This is a genomic window from Flavobacterium xanthum (assembly GCF_900142695.1).
Lineage (GTDB): Bacteria > Bacteroidota > Bacteroidia > Flavobacteriales > Flavobacteriaceae > Flavobacterium > Flavobacterium xanthum.
In genome coordinates this window covers 1-14783 of sequence record NZ_FRBU01000013.1, presented here as the reverse complement: position 1 = coordinate 14783, position 14783 = coordinate 1, and the positions used below count along the sequence as shown (strand labels likewise).

Sequence of the window (14783 nt, the reverse complement as noted above, 5' to 3'; positions counted from 1 at the left end):
TATGGAATTCAAAAATTGATTATTAGCCCCGATTAAAGTGGAAATCCTTTTTTGTTCTTTCTTTAAGAACAAAAAGATTGCAACGGAAAGCGGGACAAAAATGGTTATAGAAACAAGTGATTTGCTTCAGAAAAAATTAAACAAATTGTTTAGCAATCTTCTCCGCTTTTTTAGTTTCAGAATAATCATAGAAACCTTCACCGGATTTCACGCCTATTTTTCCTGCCCGAACCATGTTAACTAATAAGGGACAAGGCGCATATTTTGGGTTTTTGAAACCATCATACATTACATTTAAAATGGCTAAACACACGTCAAGTCCAATAAAATCAGCTAATTGTAAAGGTCCCATTGGGTGTCCCATCCCTAATTTCATCACGGTGTCAATTTCATAAACACCGGCCACTTTGTTGTATAATGTTTCGATAGCTTCGTTGATCATAGGCATCAAAATTCTATTGGCTACAAATCCAGGGTAATCATTGACTTCAACGGGAGTTTTTCCTAATTTTTCCGAAAGATTCATTATGATTTTAGTCACTTCGTCCGAAGTATTATAACCACGAATGATTTCGACAAGCTTCATAATGGGCACTGGATTCATAAAATGCATCCCTATAACACGCTCAGGATGTGCTACCACGGCACCTATTTGTGTAATAGAAATTGAAGAGGTATTAGTTGCTAAAATTGTACTGTGCGAACATGCTTCGTTCAATTGCTTGAAAATATTTAGTTTTAATTCTACATTTTCAGTAGCTGCTTCAATAACTAAATCAACGCCAACAACGCCGTCTTTAATATCAGTGTAAGTGATTATATTGGTAATGGTTTTTGCTTTGTCTTCTTCAGTTATGGTTCCTTTGGAAACCATTCGGTCTAAATTGGTCGCAATAGTTGCCATTCCTTTATCGAGTGATTTCTCTGAAACGTCGATTAATTTTACGGTAAAACCGCTTTGAGCAAATGTATGAGCAATTCCATTACCCATTGTTCCTGCTCCGATTACTGCTATTGTTTTCATATATTTTTTTAGTTTGAAGTTTAAAAGTTTAAAGTTTAAAGTTTAAAGTTTAAAGTTTAAAGTGCGCTGGAGCAACTTTAAACCTTAAACTTTAAACAAATTTTTTATTTACTTTTTAAAACAAGCGATAATTTGATAAGCTACTCGAAGTGCTTCTGTGGCTTGTTCCAATGTCACAACTGGAGTTGAATCAGTATTTATTGCATCTGCAAAAGACTCCAATTCGTCCAGAATGGCGTTATTTTGTTCTACATCTGGATTGGAGAAATAGATTTGTTTTTTTACACCTTCTGCATTTTGTAAAATCATATCAAAGTCGCCGGGAACTTCTGGAGCATCTTTCATTTTTACTACCTCACATTTCTTTTCTAAGAAATCTACTGAGATGTAAGCGTCTTTTTGGAAAAAACGAGATTTACGCATGTTTTTCATTGAAATTCTGCTGGCTGTTAAATTAGCCACACAACCATTTTCGAATTCGATTCTTGCATTAGCAATATCAGGAGTGTCACTAATGACAGAAACGCCGCTAGCACTAATATTTTTAACTTTTGATTGGACTACACTTAAAATGGCGTCAATATCATGAATCATTAAATCCAAAACGACGGGAACATCAGTTCCACGAGGATTGAATTCAGCAAGACGATGGGCTTCAATAAACATAGGGTTTTCAATCATGTTTTTAGTCGCGATGAATGCTGGATTAAAACGCTCTACATGACCAACTTGGCCTTTGACCTTATATTCGTTTGCCAAAGCTATAATTTCTTCGGCCTCTTCAATGGTATTTGAAATTGGTTTTTCTATGAAAACATGTTTGCCAGATTTGATGGCGACTTTGGCACATTTATAATGGGAAAGGGTAGGCGTAACAATATCAATTACATCCACTGCATGAATAAGTGTGGCGATTGTACTAAAATGTTTGTAACCAAATTCTTTAGAAACCTTTTCAGCATTTTCTTGGTTTGGGTCGTAAAAACCAACTAATTCATACTTTTCAGATTGTTGTAATAAACGCAAATGTATTTTTCCTAGATGACCAGCACCTAATACTCCAATTTTCAGCATAATGATTTAATTTATACAAAAATAGCAATAAAATGGTTAAAATTCAATTTTTAAAATCCCAAATTCCAGTGAGAAAAATAATAAATCGATTTAAAATGTGGGATTTGGTTTTTGGTATTTTTCCCTCTATTTTTGTCAAAATTAAATATCAAATTTTGAAAGATACAGCCAAACATCAAGGACTTCGAAATCAATTAGTAAGCGTTTTAGAACAAAAAGGAATTACTGATAAAAGTGTTTTGGATGCGATAAAAAAAGTGCCTAGGCACTTATTTTTGGATTCTAGTTTTGGCGCTTATGCCTATCAAGATACAGCATTTCCTATTGGAGCTGGGCAAACAATTTCGCAACCTTACACTGTTGCCTTTCAATCTCAATTATTAGAAGTAAAAAAAGAACATAAAATATTAGAAATAGGAACGGGTTCAGGTTATCAAACGGCGGTACTTTGTATGATGGGAGCAAAAGTATTTAGTGTAGAACGACAAAATGAATTGTTTAAATCCACCTCTTTATTATTTCCAAAACTGAACATCCGACCCAAATACCTCTCTTTTGGAGATGGTTACAAGGGATTACCAAGCTATGCGCCCTTTGACAGTATAATTGTAACTGCAGGTGCTCCGTTTATTCCTCAACCCTTGATGTCACAATTAAAAATAGGAGGTAGGCTTGTTATTCCGCTAGGCGAAGAGGTACAAATTATGACTTTGTTAATCAGGAAAAACGAAACTCAATTTGAGAAACATGAATTTGGGGAGTTTCGATTTGTCCCATTATTAGAAGATAAAAACTAAAATATCATCCCCAACCCTTTCCATGGAAAAAGGAGCTGAAGATGAATTTTTATTGACCAATTATAAGCAGATACCGTTCTAGGCTTTCTTTTTCTATCTGTGCAATGAACAGCAAAAAATCCTCTTTGTTGTTTTTAGTTTGGGCTGTTTCAAGTGTTTGATAATATTTCATTCTACTTTCATAATCCCCTTTTATATTAGCGATAATGTAGCCATTTTGTAATAAAATTAAGTTCATAACTAAGCGCGAAGTTCTACCGTTTCCATCAATAAATGGATGAATAGTAACCAAGCGTTCGTGCATTTCAGCAGCCAAAACAATTGGATGAAGACTTGATTTATTGGTTTCGTACCAAATAAAAAAATCTTCCATTTCCTTAGCGACTAAAAAAGGTTGTGGAGGCATGTGGCTGCTTCCTTGAATCATTACTTGAACTTTTCTATAACGACCCGCATCTTCAGGTTGAATTCCTCTTAAAATAAGATTATGAATAGACAATACTTCTCGTTCATTTATGGAACTGTTTCTTTGCATTAAATCTTTAATGTAGGCAATTGCTTCTTGATGATTTATTACTTCAAGATGTTCCCGCATACTTTTCCCGGAAATAGTTAGACCTTCATTGATAACCAAATCAGTTTCACGCAACGTCATGGTATTTCCTTCGATACGGTTACTTTCAAAAGTATATTCTAGCTCCAAAGCTTGTGCAATGCGGTAACTATCAAACTGACGAAACCCATCCAGTTTTATCTTGAGAATGTCTATTTCATCTAAAATTTTTTGAAGTGTACTAGATATTTTTTTCTTTGAAGATTTACTTTGATATCTAATTTCTTGCTCCGCAACCAATAATGCTTTTAAAGCAAACTCATCCTGCCCAATTTCATAAAGAATTTTTTCTTTAAGCCAGGCGACCATGATGGTTTCTAAATCTATTTCTAGTAAAGACGCTAATTTTATAACTTGCTCTCTGGTGGGTTTGCGAGTACCACTTTCAAATTTACTCACTAAGGCTTGATCAATTCCTAAAAGTTGTGCCACTTCTCTAGTTTTGAGTCCCTTTTGTTCTCTTGCATTTTTGAGTAGTGTTTTCATTTTTAAAATGTTTTAAATTGTCTTGACAAATTTAGTCATTTTTTAAAGTTAAAAATATTTTTTCAATTTTATTTTAATTTAAAACGATTTTTTTATTCTGTCAAGGTCGCGTTTGGTGTCTTGTTCTTTAAGAGATTCCCGTTTGTCATAGGTTTTCTTTCCTTTGCATAGGCCAATTTGTAGTTTAGCCATTCCTTTTTCATTGGTGAACAATTTCAAAGGGACTATTGTTAATCCTTTGGCTTGCACGCTCTTTAATAAACCTTTTAATTCTTTCTTATTCAAAAGTAATTTACGCTCGCTTCTAGCTTTATGGTTGAATTGATTCCCAAAGGTATATTCTTCAATATACGTATTGATTGCAAAAAGTTCGTTATTGCTAAATTCGCAAAAACTTTCGGTGATGTTCGCTTTACCTAATCGAATGGATTTGATTTCGGTGCCAGCCAAAACGATTCCTGCAGTAAACGTTTCGATTATTTCATAGTCGAATTTCGCTCTTTTATTGAATATATTTATTGTTTTTAGCATAGGAGGCAAAGGTATAATAAAATTGAAAATTTATACAGTATTACTTGGTAAAATAAGTATAAATATTCTTCAAACTATGATTTATATCAGTAAAAAACGAAATTCTACAGCATACATTTGTTCAACAATTTAAACCAAAGTTAAAATGAAAAAAATTATCTTAGCCTTTATGGCAGTGTCCTTTTTGACATTAAATGCACAAACAAAAGAAGAAAACAAAACTCCTGATTTCAAAAAGTGGCAGGCTCGCATCAGAGGAATTGCTGTGATCCCTTACGAGAGTGCCAAAATTGGTGTTATAGGAGGTGATGTTGCAATTTCAAATACATTTGTTCCAGAATTAGACTTTACTTATTTTTTTACTAAACATTTTGCAACGGAGTTAATTTTAGCAACGACTAAGCATGAGGTTCATACCGTTGGTTCTGATATTTCAGCCATTGGTGGACCCAATAATGCCAATATAGATTTAGGAAGTGTTTGGCTATTGCCGCCAACTTTAACGGCGCAGTATCACTTTTATCCCTTGGCTGAAAAGGTATTTAAACCTTATGTGGGAGCTGGGGTCAATTACACTATTTTCTATAATGTAGAAGATGGAAATACAGTTAAAAAAGTAAGCTATGAAAATAATTTCGGCTATGCTTTCCAAGTAGGTTTTGATTTGATGCTAAATGAAACCTTTTTTATTAATGCTGATGTTAAAAAATTATTTTTAAAAACAGATGTTACTGTGGATGCTTCTAATCTAGCAACTGGACTAGCGATGCCTGCTGCTGTAACAATTAATCCACTAATCATGGGAATGGGTATTGGAATGAAGTTCTAAGATTTTATTTCTAATTTTATTAAAGCAAAAAAAGTCACTATTATTTGATAGTGACTTTTTTATAGTTTTATTTTATGCTTTGACTCAGCTTATTCTAATTTCAATAATTGGTGACTTATATCATCTCCTATTAGTGTCACAATATAAAGATTCCCAAACGTTGAATCGCCAATGTCTTCGTATGTTTTTCATTAATCATTTGATTTACAAAATTTGGTATGGTATTACTATGGCCAACAATCAAAACCTTTTTTCCTAACGTTTCCTTTTTGAAGGATTCAATTGCTATGTTTTTAGGATCATAAATTTTGACGGTATTCTTTTTAGCTTTAGCAGTTGGACTTGCCGTTTGAACCGTTCTTTTAAAATCAGTAGTGTATACTAAATCAAAATCTACTTCTGCGAATATTTTGTTCCAATGTTCGGCTCTTTCCATACCTCTTGGTGATAAATCTGGATTTTTAGAACTATCTACTTTTTCAGCATGGCGTATAAAGTAGTAGGTTGTTGTTATTTTTTGTCCAAAACTGATATTTAAAAATAAAAATGTAAAAAGTAAGAGAAATTTTTTCATTAGAATGAATTTAAAAAATTAGTAATTGCTGTTTTTATATATTTGCAAAATGGAAAAATTAAAATCAAAAGATCCGCTTCACGGAATTACACTTCAAAAAATAGTAGAACAATTAGTAGATCACTATGGATTTGATACGCTGGGAGAGCTCATAAAAGTAAAGTGTTTTACGGATAATCCAAGTGTCAAATCTAGTTTGAACTTTCTACGAAAAACGGATTGGGCTAGAAAACAAGTGGAAGACTTATACGTTCAATCCTTGCCTAAATTTGAAAATAAAGTTTAGTCTAATTGGTAAGAAATCATAATGCCACCGCGGTAAGGCAACCATTCACCACTTTTATTGTATTTTTTGGCACTATCCACACGCTCGTTCGTGGAAATAAGGTATCCTTTATAAAATCCTTGATGGTTACCACCGCCGATAAAAAAATCAAGTAGAAAGCGTTCTTTAATCTTTTTTTGATATCCTACAGTAGCACCAACCATGTATCCAACTCCTTTTTCATAGTTGTCTGTATTAAGATAATTCCATTTTTGAAAATTGTACAAGGTGCCTCCAACATGTGCTCCAACATAAAAACCATTATATTTTTCTCTGAAATGGTAGCGGTATTCAGGTATAAAAATATAAAATTGTGCTGGCTTGCCATTTATTGATTTCCAAAAAGAGGCTGTAATGTCAAATTGAAAAGTCGATTTTTTTCCAATACTAGTTTCAATACCCACATTTGGAACCGTCAATAAAGTTGAAACAGCATTAACTTTTACGTAAGTTTGGCTTTGTGATAATACGGAGAAAAATAGAAAAGAGGCTACGAATAATTTTTTCATGAAGAGAATTTTATATCTATTGGAACTAATTGCGTAGGGGACTAAGCGAAGCAAAGATAAATATTAATTGTATAGTTTATTTTTTGTTGAAATTAATTTAATAGGTATCTTTTCCAGTACTCACTAATTCGAATGCTACGTATCTAGCAGAGAATAAACTACACTATCCCAAAAACGGCCATCATAATATTCATTTTCTTTAAAATGAGCTTCTTTAACAAACCCATTTTTCTCTAAAACCTTTGCTGAAGCTTGATTTTCAGGATCAATAACAGCTTCGATGGAATGCAATTTCATCACTTGAAAACCATAACGTATGGCTTCTTTTACCGCTTCAGAAATGATTCCTTTTCCATGATATTCAGGAAGTAGCATGTAACCAATTTCGGCGCGAAAATGCTCCGGTTTTATTCTATAGTGACCAATTATTCCAATTAGTTTTGGATTGTCTTTCAATGTAATCGCCCAATTGATTCCCTCATTAGTGTCTATTTTACTGTCAATCATGGCAACATGTTCTAAGGTATCTTCATCGGTTTTTAATAAAGGTCTTGGAATGTATTTCATCGTTTCCGGATTAGATCGCAATGCGAAAATTTCCTTTACATCGGTAGGAACGACTCTTCTTAAAAGCAAACGTTCGGTTTCTAAATTTGGAAATGGGGTGAAAGAGATTGTTAACATATTAATTTTTTTAATTAAAGTAATTCAATGCTATACTTTGATTGGAATTCGCCGTTTGATTCTAAAATTTGAATGCCTTCTTTTTCGAACAAATCGCCGGTACTTTCGGTAGTGTCAGAATAGCCAAACCAGGGTTCGATACAAATGAAAGGTGCATTCATCTTTGTCCAAATTCCTAAACTCGGGAAACCTTCAAAATGTACTTTCAATACCGGATTTTCATTTTCTGAAATAGTCAATGATTTGGAATGTAGTGTTTTGAAAATCAAAGCATCATTTTTAAATAAATCATAAGTTAGTGGAATTTTTTTATCATCAACTTTTAGTCTTTCTGTTTTATTTGAAACCAAGTCATTTTCTAAAATATAATACTCCAAATCTTCTTCTTTTTCGAAAGCAATCGCATAATTTTCAAATTCATTTGGTAAGGCAAAAGCGGGATGCGCTCCAATAGCAAATGGCATTTTAGATTTTCCCTTGTTACGCACATGGTATGCAATAGTTAAGTTGTTTTCTTCTAAAGTGTAACTAATTTGCAATTCAAATTCAAAAGGATAGACTTTTAAGGTGTCAGCAGAAGATTGTAGAGTGAAAGTAGCACTGTTCTCGGTCGAATGGATTAATTCGAATGCCATATCTCTTGCGAATCCGTGTCTGAATAAGGAATAATCAGTTCCTTCGTATTGAAAAGAATTGTTTTTTAACGTCCCTACAATTGGAAATAAAATAGGTGCATGCTTACCCCAAAATTTAGGGTTTCCTTCCCAAATATATTCTTTATTCTGATTCGTTTTGAGCGAAATTAATTCAGCACCAAAGTGTTTAATTTCAGCAGAAAGAGTGACGTTTTTAATTGTCGTTGTCAAAATTTTGTTCCAGTTTAATTTAAAAATAGGTTTCTGGTGTAAATGTATTTTATAATTTTTAATTCTTGTTGGCTTAATCCATGATTTTACGTCTCAAAGCAGAATGAATTTGGTTTAATAGTTTAAAATTCTCTTTTTTTTCATTAATTTGTGATATAAATTACAAGAAAATGAAAAATATCCGCGTCGGAGTCGTACTCCACTTAACTTTATTCTTATTGGGAGTTAGCTCTTTATCGGCACAACAAACTCCTGGAAATGCATCTGGTACTGCCAATTCTAAGTACGATTATCATGATGCTTTTGCCCCGTTTTTTTACTCCAAAAATGGAACAACTACGCGTTCTGCAAGTGGTCAGCCAGGCGCTGAATATTGGCAAAATAGTGCGGATTATAAATTAACGGCTAAGTTGGATGAAAAAAACAACGAGATTACCGGAACGGGAATCATTACCTATACGAACAACAGTCCGGATAAAATGGCTTTTGTTTGGATGAACTTAGACCAAAATTTATTCAAAGCAGATTCCCGCGGAAGTGCTATAGTTCCTATGACTGGAAGTAGAAATGGGGCTCAAGGCCAAATTTTTGAAGGTGGGCATAAAATAAAATCGGTAAAAGTAATTACTACCTTGAAAGGAAAAGCAACCGAAACAGAATCAAAGTACGTAATCACTGATACCAGAATGCAGGTTTTTCTTCCACAAGGATTAAATGCAAAAGGCGGTTCCGTAAAAATTAAAATCGACTTTTCATTTATAGCGCCCTTTGAAGGTTCTGACCGAATGGGAGTTTTAGAAACTAAAAACGGCAAAATATTTACTATGGCACAATGGTATCCTCGCATGTGTGTCTATGATGATGTAAGAGGTTGGAATACAAATCCGTATCTAGGAGCTGCTGAATTTTACCTGGAATACGGTGATTTTGATGTGAGCATTACTGCGCCTTCTAATCATATTGTGGTTGCTTCTGGAGAATTACTAAATCCTACTGCTGTTTATTCAACGGTGGAACAAAGTAGATTAGCTCAAGCCAAACAAAGTGACAAAACAGTTTTTATTCGTACCGCTGAAGAAGTGGCAAGTTTATCTAAAACTGCTGCTACAACTACTAAAACTTGGAATTATAAAATTAAAAATTCACGTGATTTTTCTTGGTCTTCGTCTGCCTCGTTTATTTTAGATGCTGCAAAAATCAATTTACCAAGTGGAAAAAAATCAGTAGCTATTTCCGTTTATCCAGTTGAAAGTGCTGGAAATGACGCGTGGGGACGTTCCACAGAATATACAAAAGCATCGATTGAAAACTATTCTAAAAGATGGTTTGAATATCCCTATCCAGCAGCTACAAATGTTGCGGGTAATGAAGGTGGAATGGAATATCCAGGTATTGTTTTTTGCAGTTGGGAGTCTAAAGGTGCTGATTTATGGGGTGTTACAGATCATGAGTTTGGCCACATTTGGTTTCCTATGATTGTGGGTTCCAATGAAAGATTGTTTGCGTGGATGGACGAAGGTTTTAATACTTTTATTAATTCATTAAGTTCAGCTGATTTTAACAATGGTGAATACAAAGAAGCGAAGGCAGATTTGCATCAAAGAGCAGAAATGTACACTAGTCCTAATCTTGAGACCATAATGAGTTCTCCAGATAATATGAAAGAAGCTAATATTGGTCTTTTGGCCTATTCTAAACCTAGCTCCGGATTAGTTATTTTACGGGAACAAGTTCTTGGTAAAGAACGGTTTGACTTGGCTTTGAAAACGTATATTGAGCGTTGGGCGTACAAACACCCACAACCAGATGATTTCTTTAGAACAATTGAAAATGTAGCTGGCGAAGATTTGAGTTGGTTTTGGAGAGGTTGGTTCCAATACAACTGGCGATTAGATCAAGGAATAAATTCAATTAAATATGTAAAAAATGATCCAAAATTAGGCGTTGTTATATCAATTGAAAACTTCGAAAAAATGGCAATGCCAGTAAGTTTAGACGTAAAAACAAAAAGCGGAAAACTAACTCGTGTTACATTACCAGTTGAAGTTTGGCAAAAAAACAAGGCATGGTCTTTTAAACATAATTCGACCGAAGAAATAGAAAGTATTACGCTAGATCCAGATCATGTTTTACCAGACAGCAATACAACCAATAACATTTGGACTTCAGGTAAAGGTTTGATTGAAAAAGACATAATTTTGGATGGTTATTTAGGGGTTTACTCCACTAAAATGGCTCCTTTGAAAATTACTTTTTCAGAGAAAAATGGCGTGCTAAATGTTTTGATAACTAATTATCCAAGCTTTTCAGTCGAACCCATTGGGAAAAATACTTTTGAATCTAAATTGGCAGGACTTAAATTTGAATTTAATGATAGCTTAAATGGATTTGAAATGTTGACCCCTGATGGACAAAAAATACCATTTACTAAAGATAAATAGTGTTTTTATTTAATAGAAATAAAAAAGACTTGAAGTAATTGTTCTTCAAGTCTTTTTTTTATTCTATTTGGTAGTCTAAAATTACGCTGGAATTTGTTGACTCAAACAATGTAATGTTCCAAATCCCCAAATAAAATCCGTAGCACTAATGCCGATGACTTCTCTATCCGGAAAACATTCTGAAAGGATGTTTAAAGCGACTCTGTCATTACGGTCGTTAAAAGTAGGAACCAAAACACAGTGATTTAAAATTAAGAAATTAGCATAACTAGCGGGCAATCGTAAGCCATCAAATTCCAAACGTTTTGGCATTGGTAAAGCTACAATTATAGGCGATTTGCCATTTTCCAGTTTGGCGTTTTGTAAGCGTTTTAAATTGTCTTGCAACGGTTTGTAATTATTATCCGTTTGATCTGTTTCTACAATAGTTACAATCGTATCTTCATTTACAAAGCGGCATAAATCATCAATGTGACCGTGCGTATCATCCCCTTCGATTCCGTCTCCCAACCAAATTACATTGGTGATGCCGAGATATTCCTTAAAAACGGCTTCGTAATCTGCTTTGGTAAAATTGGGATTCCGAACCTGAATATTAGGATGCATCAAGCATTCCTCTGAAGTTAATAAAGTACCTCTTCCGTTAGTATCAATTGCACCACCTTCTACAATTACCGGTTTTCCTTTGTACATGACTTGAGTCACAGGAATATTCAAGAATTTGCCCACTTTTGCAGGAACGAATTTGTCTAATTGAATGTTTTTATATTTCGCCCAACCATTAAAATTAAAGTTTAGTGCCTCTCTTTCGGTTCCGTTTTTAACGATTATCGGACCCGAATCACGCATCCAACTTCTATTGGTTTTATGAATGATGTAGGAAATATTTGGAAGCGTAACATGAGCCGTTTCCAGCATGATATTGACTTTTTCTTTTTTAATTTCATCGGCAACTACTAAGAAAACGGTTTCATAAGTAGCCACTTTTTTGATAAATTCCACAAAAGCCCACTGCACAGCTTCGTATTTTCCGGGCCAGTCTTTTCCGTTATGAGGAAAACAAAGTAAAATTCCTTGTTGCTTTTCCCATTCTGCAGGGAATCTTCTGTTATTTGTCGTCATACAGCGTATCTAATTTTAAAGACTGCAAATATAAACATTCAATAGGATTTTAAAATAGTTCGCAACCATTCATTTCAGACATTTGATAAATTTATAAGAATAGTTTTGGTAATGATTATATAATATTTAGTTAATTCTTGTCGGGCTTCAGCTAGTTATTTTTGAATAAATTTAAAAATATACTTATGAAAAAATACGGTATTACACTATTAGCGGCAATTTTGGTATTGTCAAGTTGCGAAAATGACTCTAGTAAAGAGGAATCTCCTGAGTTGGTTGTTAATGAAAATGCTGCCACTTTTAAAGAAATTGGTTCCATAACGATTGGTGGCGCTGGAGCTGCTGAAATTAGCGCATACGACGAGGTTTCTAAAAAATTATTTACGGTAAACAATAGCAATACAAATAGGATTGATGTTATCGATTTATCGAATCCATCCAATCCGGTTTTTCTAACAAGTATCGATTTAACCCCATTTAATGGAGCTTCAAATAGCGTGGCAACGTATAATGGAAAGTTAGCAGTAGCTTTAGAGGCAAAACCAAATAAGCAAGATGCTGGAAAAGTAGTCGTTTTTGATACGGCTAATTACAGTGTCATTAAAGAAATTACGGTTGGTGCTTTACCGGATATGATTACTTTCTCTCCTGACGGAAATTATATCATGACTGCTAATGAAGGAGAACCAAATGATACCTATTCGATAGATCCGGACGGTTCTGTTTCTATTATTGCAGTGAACAGTAATTATGCGGTGACGACTTTAAATTTCGCAAGTTTAAGCAGTCAATTGAGTACATTGAAAACAAAAGGATTCAGAATTGCAAGTCCAACGAATAATTTTGCGTCTGATATTGAACCGGAATACATCACGATTTCTGCTGATTCTAAAACGGCTTGGGTAACTTTACAGGAAAATAACGGCGTGGCTAAAATTGATTTGACAACCAAAACGATCACGAATATTTTTCCATTAGGTTATAAAGACTATAATCTTGCTGAGAATGCTATCGATATCAGCGATAAAGATGGTGGCGTTTTTGCTAATAATTGGAAAGCAAAAGGAATGTTTCAACCAGATGCTATAACTAATTTTGAAGTCAATAAAACCCCTTATTTTGTTACTGCAAATGAAGGAGATGCCAGAGAATATTCAGCTTTTGTAGATGTAAAAAGAATCAGCAGTTCGTCAGTTGTTCTTGATCCAATTGCATTTCCTAATGCGGCGGCTTTAAAAGCGGAAGCAAGTATGGGAAGGTTGAATATCAATACCAAAATGGGTGATACAGACGGCGATGGTGATTTTGACGAATTAGTTTCTTTTGGAGCCCGTTCTTTCTCGATTTGGAATGGAAATACCGGAGAATTAGTATTCGATAGTAAAAATGAATTAGACAAAAAAGCACAGGAATTAGGTATTTATGATGACAATCGAAGTGATGATAAATCAGTAGAGCCAGAATCCGTTGTGGTGACTAAAATGGGTAATAAAACCATTCTTTTTGTAGGTTTGGAACGAGTAGATGCTGTTGTAGTGTATGATGTATCTAATCCCGCTGCTCCAAAATTTTTGCAAATTTTCAAAACTGGTGATGCTCCAGAAGGATTGCTTTTTATTCCAGCCTCAAAAAGTCCAACCAAAAGAAGTTTAGTGGTGGTAAGTAGTGAAGGCGATGGTGTCGTTAAAATATTTCAACCGGATTTGAATTAGATTTAGAAGTTTACTTTAAATAAAAATCCCTGCTAAGAATTTTTTCTAAGCAGGGATTTTTTATTGTCGAAAGGTACGTCAGTCAATCGCTCTTTTAGTAATATCGCCAAAAGCGTCTATTCTTCTATCTCTAAAGAAAGGCCAGTTTTGACGCACATTTTCTTGTAAGTCTAAATCAACTTCGGCAATTAGGATTTCTTCTTTATCGTGTGAGGCTTGTGCCAAAATTTCGCCTTGTGGTCCCGCAATAAACGAAGATCCCCAAAACTGAATTCCCGCCGTATCAGGCAAGTATTGCTCTAAACCAATTCTATTTGCTGCAGCAACATAAACACCATTTGCAACGGCGTGACCTTTCATAACACTCATCCAAGCGCCATGTTGGTTTTCACCATATTGCTCTTTTTCTTGTGGATGCCATCCAATTGCTGTTGGGTAAAACAACACTTCAGCCCCTTGCAAAGCCGTCAAACGAGCGGCTTCCGGATACCATTGATCCCAACAAATTAAAGTTCCTACTTTTCCTTTTTTAGTTGGAATTGTTTTGAACCCTAAATCACCCGGCGTGAAATAGAATTTTTCATAAAAGTGAGGGTCATCTGGAATGTGCATTTTGCGATACAAACCTGCTTCTGAACCGTCTGTATCGATGATGTAAGCACTGTTATGGTAGATTCCGGCCATTCTTTTTTCAAAGAAAGGAACAATGATCACCACTCCTAATTCTTTTGCCAAAGCGCTAAAAGCAATAAAAGAAGTACTATAAAGTGGTTCTGCCAAAGCAAAATTATCTACATCTTCACTTTGACAAAAATAATGACTGCTGTATAATTCCGGCAAAGAGATTACTTCAGCACCTTGACTCGCAGCATCACGAACCCAACTAATACACTTTTTTAAGTTGTTTTCGGCAACATCGTTAAGGTTCAATTGAATAACTGCAATCTTATATTTTTTATTTGGCATACTCTAATTTTTAGACTGCAAAAATAGTGAATTTTATAAAGAGTAGAAAATGGTAAAATTGAAAATGAATTGAAAAATAGGTAGTTGTTATTTTACGATGCTAATTTCAAGTTTTACCTTTCTAAAAAGAATGTTTATGCTGCGACCTATTCGCGATGCAACTTTTTTAGAAACTTAAGATAGTTTTTTAAGTTTTCATTTCTATTTTCTAGGCTAAAATCGGAAATAAC

At 34.2% G+C, this 14783-nt stretch carries 15 protein-coding genes; 5 read left to right on the top strand and 10 right to left on the bottom strand.

Features of this window, described 5'->3' with window-relative positions:
• Positions 1-136 precede the first annotated feature (136 nt).
• Together BUC11_RS07235 and BUC11_RS07230 are read right to left on the bottom strand one after the other, a co-directional pair.
• Entirely contained in the window at positions 137-1024 is an 888-nt protein-coding gene (locus BUC11_RS07235) for a 3-hydroxyacyl-CoA dehydrogenase family protein (RefSeq protein WP_073352991.1), read from the bottom strand.
• Between the two features lie 108 nt (positions 1025-1132).
• Positions 1133-2098 carry a Gfo/Idh/MocA family protein gene (locus BUC11_RS07230; RefSeq protein ID WP_073352990.1) on the bottom strand — a complete coding sequence of 322 codons (966 nt, stop codon included), beginning with the start codon at positions 2096-2098 and terminating at the stop codon, positions 1133-1135.
• Positions 2099-2253: 155 nt separating this feature from the next.
• Between BUC11_RS07230 and BUC11_RS07225 the strand changes: the two genes are divergently transcribed.
• Entirely contained in the window at positions 2254-2895 is a 642-nt protein-coding gene (locus tag BUC11_RS07225; RefSeq protein ID WP_073353052.1) for a protein-L-isoaspartate(D-aspartate) O-methyltransferase, read from the top strand.
• Between the two features lie 49 nt (positions 2896-2944).
• On the opposite strand, the gene BUC11_RS07220 is transcribed toward BUC11_RS07225, so the two are convergent.
• Both BUC11_RS07220 and smpB read right to left on the bottom strand, forming a co-directional pair.
• A complete protein-coding gene (locus BUC11_RS07220) occupies positions 2945-3994 on the bottom strand; it encodes a Fic family protein (RefSeq protein WP_073352989.1) in 1050 nt (349 codons plus the stop codon).
• Positions 3995-4072: 78 nt separating this feature from the next.
• Positions 4073-4525, bottom strand: coding sequence for an SsrA-binding protein SmpB (gene smpB, locus BUC11_RS07215; protein WP_066076948.1), 453 nt, complete (start codon positions 4523-4525; stop codon positions 4073-4075).
• Positions 4526-4670: 145 nt separating this feature from the next.
• On the opposite strand from smpB, the gene BUC11_RS07210 reads away from it, so the two are divergent.
• Positions 4671-5354 (top strand): OmpW/AlkL family protein, encoded by a 684-nt coding sequence (locus BUC11_RS07210; RefSeq protein WP_073352988.1) that lies wholly within the window; start codon positions 4671-4673, stop codon positions 5352-5354.
• A gap of 136 nt (positions 5355-5490) precedes the next feature.
• Here the strand turns inward: BUC11_RS07210 and BUC11_RS07205 are convergent, their stop codons facing one another.
• Positions 5491-5928, bottom strand: coding sequence for a phosphoglycerate mutase family protein (locus BUC11_RS07205; RefSeq protein ID WP_084129558.1), 438 nt, complete (start codon positions 5926-5928; stop codon positions 5491-5493).
• Between the two features lie 49 nt (positions 5929-5977).
• Between BUC11_RS07205 and BUC11_RS07200 the strand changes: the two genes are divergently transcribed.
• Positions 5978-6214, top strand: a complete 237-nt coding sequence (locus tag BUC11_RS07200) for a VF530 family protein (protein ID WP_073352987.1) — start codon at positions 5978-5980, stop codon at positions 6212-6214.
• Here the strand turns inward: BUC11_RS07200 and BUC11_RS07195 are convergent.
• The 3 genes from BUC11_RS07195 to BUC11_RS07185 all read right to left on the bottom strand — a co-directional run bounded on the left by BUC11_RS07195 (position 6211) and on the right by BUC11_RS07185 (position 8312).
• Positions 6211-6762 carry a DUF3575 domain-containing protein gene (locus BUC11_RS07195; RefSeq protein WP_073352986.1) on the bottom strand — a complete coding sequence of 184 codons (552 nt, stop codon included), beginning with the start codon at positions 6760-6762 and terminating at the stop codon, positions 6211-6213. The genes BUC11_RS07200 and BUC11_RS07195 overlap by 4 nt on opposite strands.
• A gap of 135 nt (positions 6763-6897) precedes the next feature.
• Positions 6898-7446 carry a GNAT family N-acetyltransferase gene (locus tag BUC11_RS07190; protein WP_073352985.1) on the bottom strand — a complete coding sequence of 183 codons (549 nt, stop codon included), beginning with the start codon at positions 7444-7446 and terminating at the stop codon, positions 6898-6900.
• Positions 7447-7460: 14 nt separating this feature from the next.
• Entirely contained in the window at positions 7461-8312 is an 852-nt protein-coding gene (locus tag BUC11_RS07185) for an aldose 1-epimerase family protein (RefSeq protein ID WP_073352984.1), read from the bottom strand.
• A 170-nt stretch (positions 8313-8482) separates the two neighbouring features.
• Between BUC11_RS07185 and BUC11_RS07180 the strand changes: the two genes are divergently transcribed.
• Positions 8483-10753: a M1 family metallopeptidase gene (locus BUC11_RS07180; RefSeq protein ID WP_073352983.1), complete on the top strand. Its 2271-nt coding sequence runs from the start codon at positions 8483-8485 to the stop codon at positions 10751-10753.
• 81 nt (positions 10754-10834) lie between these two features.
• On the opposite strand, the gene BUC11_RS07175 is transcribed toward BUC11_RS07180, so the two are convergent.
• Positions 10835-11875 (bottom strand): agmatine deiminase family protein, encoded by a 1041-nt coding sequence (locus BUC11_RS07175; RefSeq protein ID WP_073352982.1) that lies wholly within the window; start codon positions 11873-11875, stop codon positions 10835-10837.
• Positions 11876-12060: 185 nt separating this feature from the next.
• On the opposite strand from BUC11_RS07175, the gene BUC11_RS07170 reads away from it, so the two are divergent.
• A complete protein-coding gene (locus BUC11_RS07170) occupies positions 12061-13587 on the top strand; it encodes a choice-of-anchor I family protein (RefSeq protein WP_073352981.1) in 1527 nt (508 codons plus the stop codon).
• Positions 13588-13665: 78 nt separating this feature from the next.
• On the opposite strand, the gene BUC11_RS07165 is transcribed toward BUC11_RS07170, so the two are convergent.
• The gene (locus BUC11_RS07165) at positions 13666-14553 is read right to left on the bottom strand and encodes a carbon-nitrogen hydrolase (protein WP_073352980.1); all 888 of its coding nucleotides are present in this window, start codon (positions 14551-14553) and stop codon (positions 13666-13668) included.
• Positions 14554-14783 lie beyond the last annotated feature (230 nt).

Bases quoted from the DNA above. Each gene is read 5' to 3' on its own strand.
- smpB (WP_066076948.1), bottom strand. From the start codon at position 4,525: ATGCTAAAAACAATAAATATATTCAATAAAAGAGCGAAATTCGACTAT.
- BUC11_RS07165 (WP_073352980.1), bottom strand. From the start codon at position 14,553: ATGCCAAATAAAAAATATAAGATTGCAGTTATTCAATTGAACCTTAAC.
- BUC11_RS07170 (WP_073352981.1), top strand. From the start codon at position 12,061: ATGAAAAAATACGGTATTACACTATTAGCGGCAATTTTGGTATTGTCA.
- BUC11_RS07230 (WP_073352990.1), bottom strand. From the start codon at position 2,098: ATGCTGAAAATTGGAGTATTAGGTGCTGGTCATCTAGGAAAAATACAT.
- BUC11_RS07220 (WP_073352989.1), bottom strand. From the start codon at position 3,994: ATGAAAACACTACTCAAAAATGCAAGAGAACAAAAGGGACTCAAAACT.
- BUC11_RS07205 (WP_084129558.1), bottom strand. From the start codon at position 5,928: ATGAAAAAATTTCTCTTACTTTTTACATTTTTATTTTTAAATATCAGT.
- BUC11_RS07210 (WP_073352988.1), top strand. From the start codon at position 4,671: ATGAAAAAAATTATCTTAGCCTTTATGGCAGTGTCCTTTTTGACATTA.
- BUC11_RS07175 (WP_073352982.1), bottom strand. From the start codon at position 11,875: ATGACGACAAATAACAGAAGATTCCCTGCAGAATGGGAAAAGCAACAA.
- BUC11_RS07235 (WP_073352991.1), bottom strand. From the start codon at position 1,024: ATGAAAACAATAGCAGTAATCGGAGCAGGAACAATGGGTAATGGAATT.
- BUC11_RS07190 (WP_073352985.1), bottom strand. From the start codon at position 7,446: ATGTTAACAATCTCTTTCACCCCATTTCCAAATTTAGAAACCGAACGT.
- BUC11_RS07200 (WP_073352987.1), top strand. From the start codon at position 5,978: ATGGAAAAATTAAAATCAAAAGATCCGCTTCACGGAATTACACTTCAA.
- BUC11_RS07195 (WP_073352986.1), bottom strand. From the start codon at position 6,762: ATGAAAAAATTATTCGTAGCCTCTTTTCTATTTTTCTCCGTATTATCA.
- BUC11_RS07180 (WP_073352983.1), top strand. From the start codon at position 8,483: ATGAAAAATATCCGCGTCGGAGTCGTACTCCACTTAACTTTATTCTTA.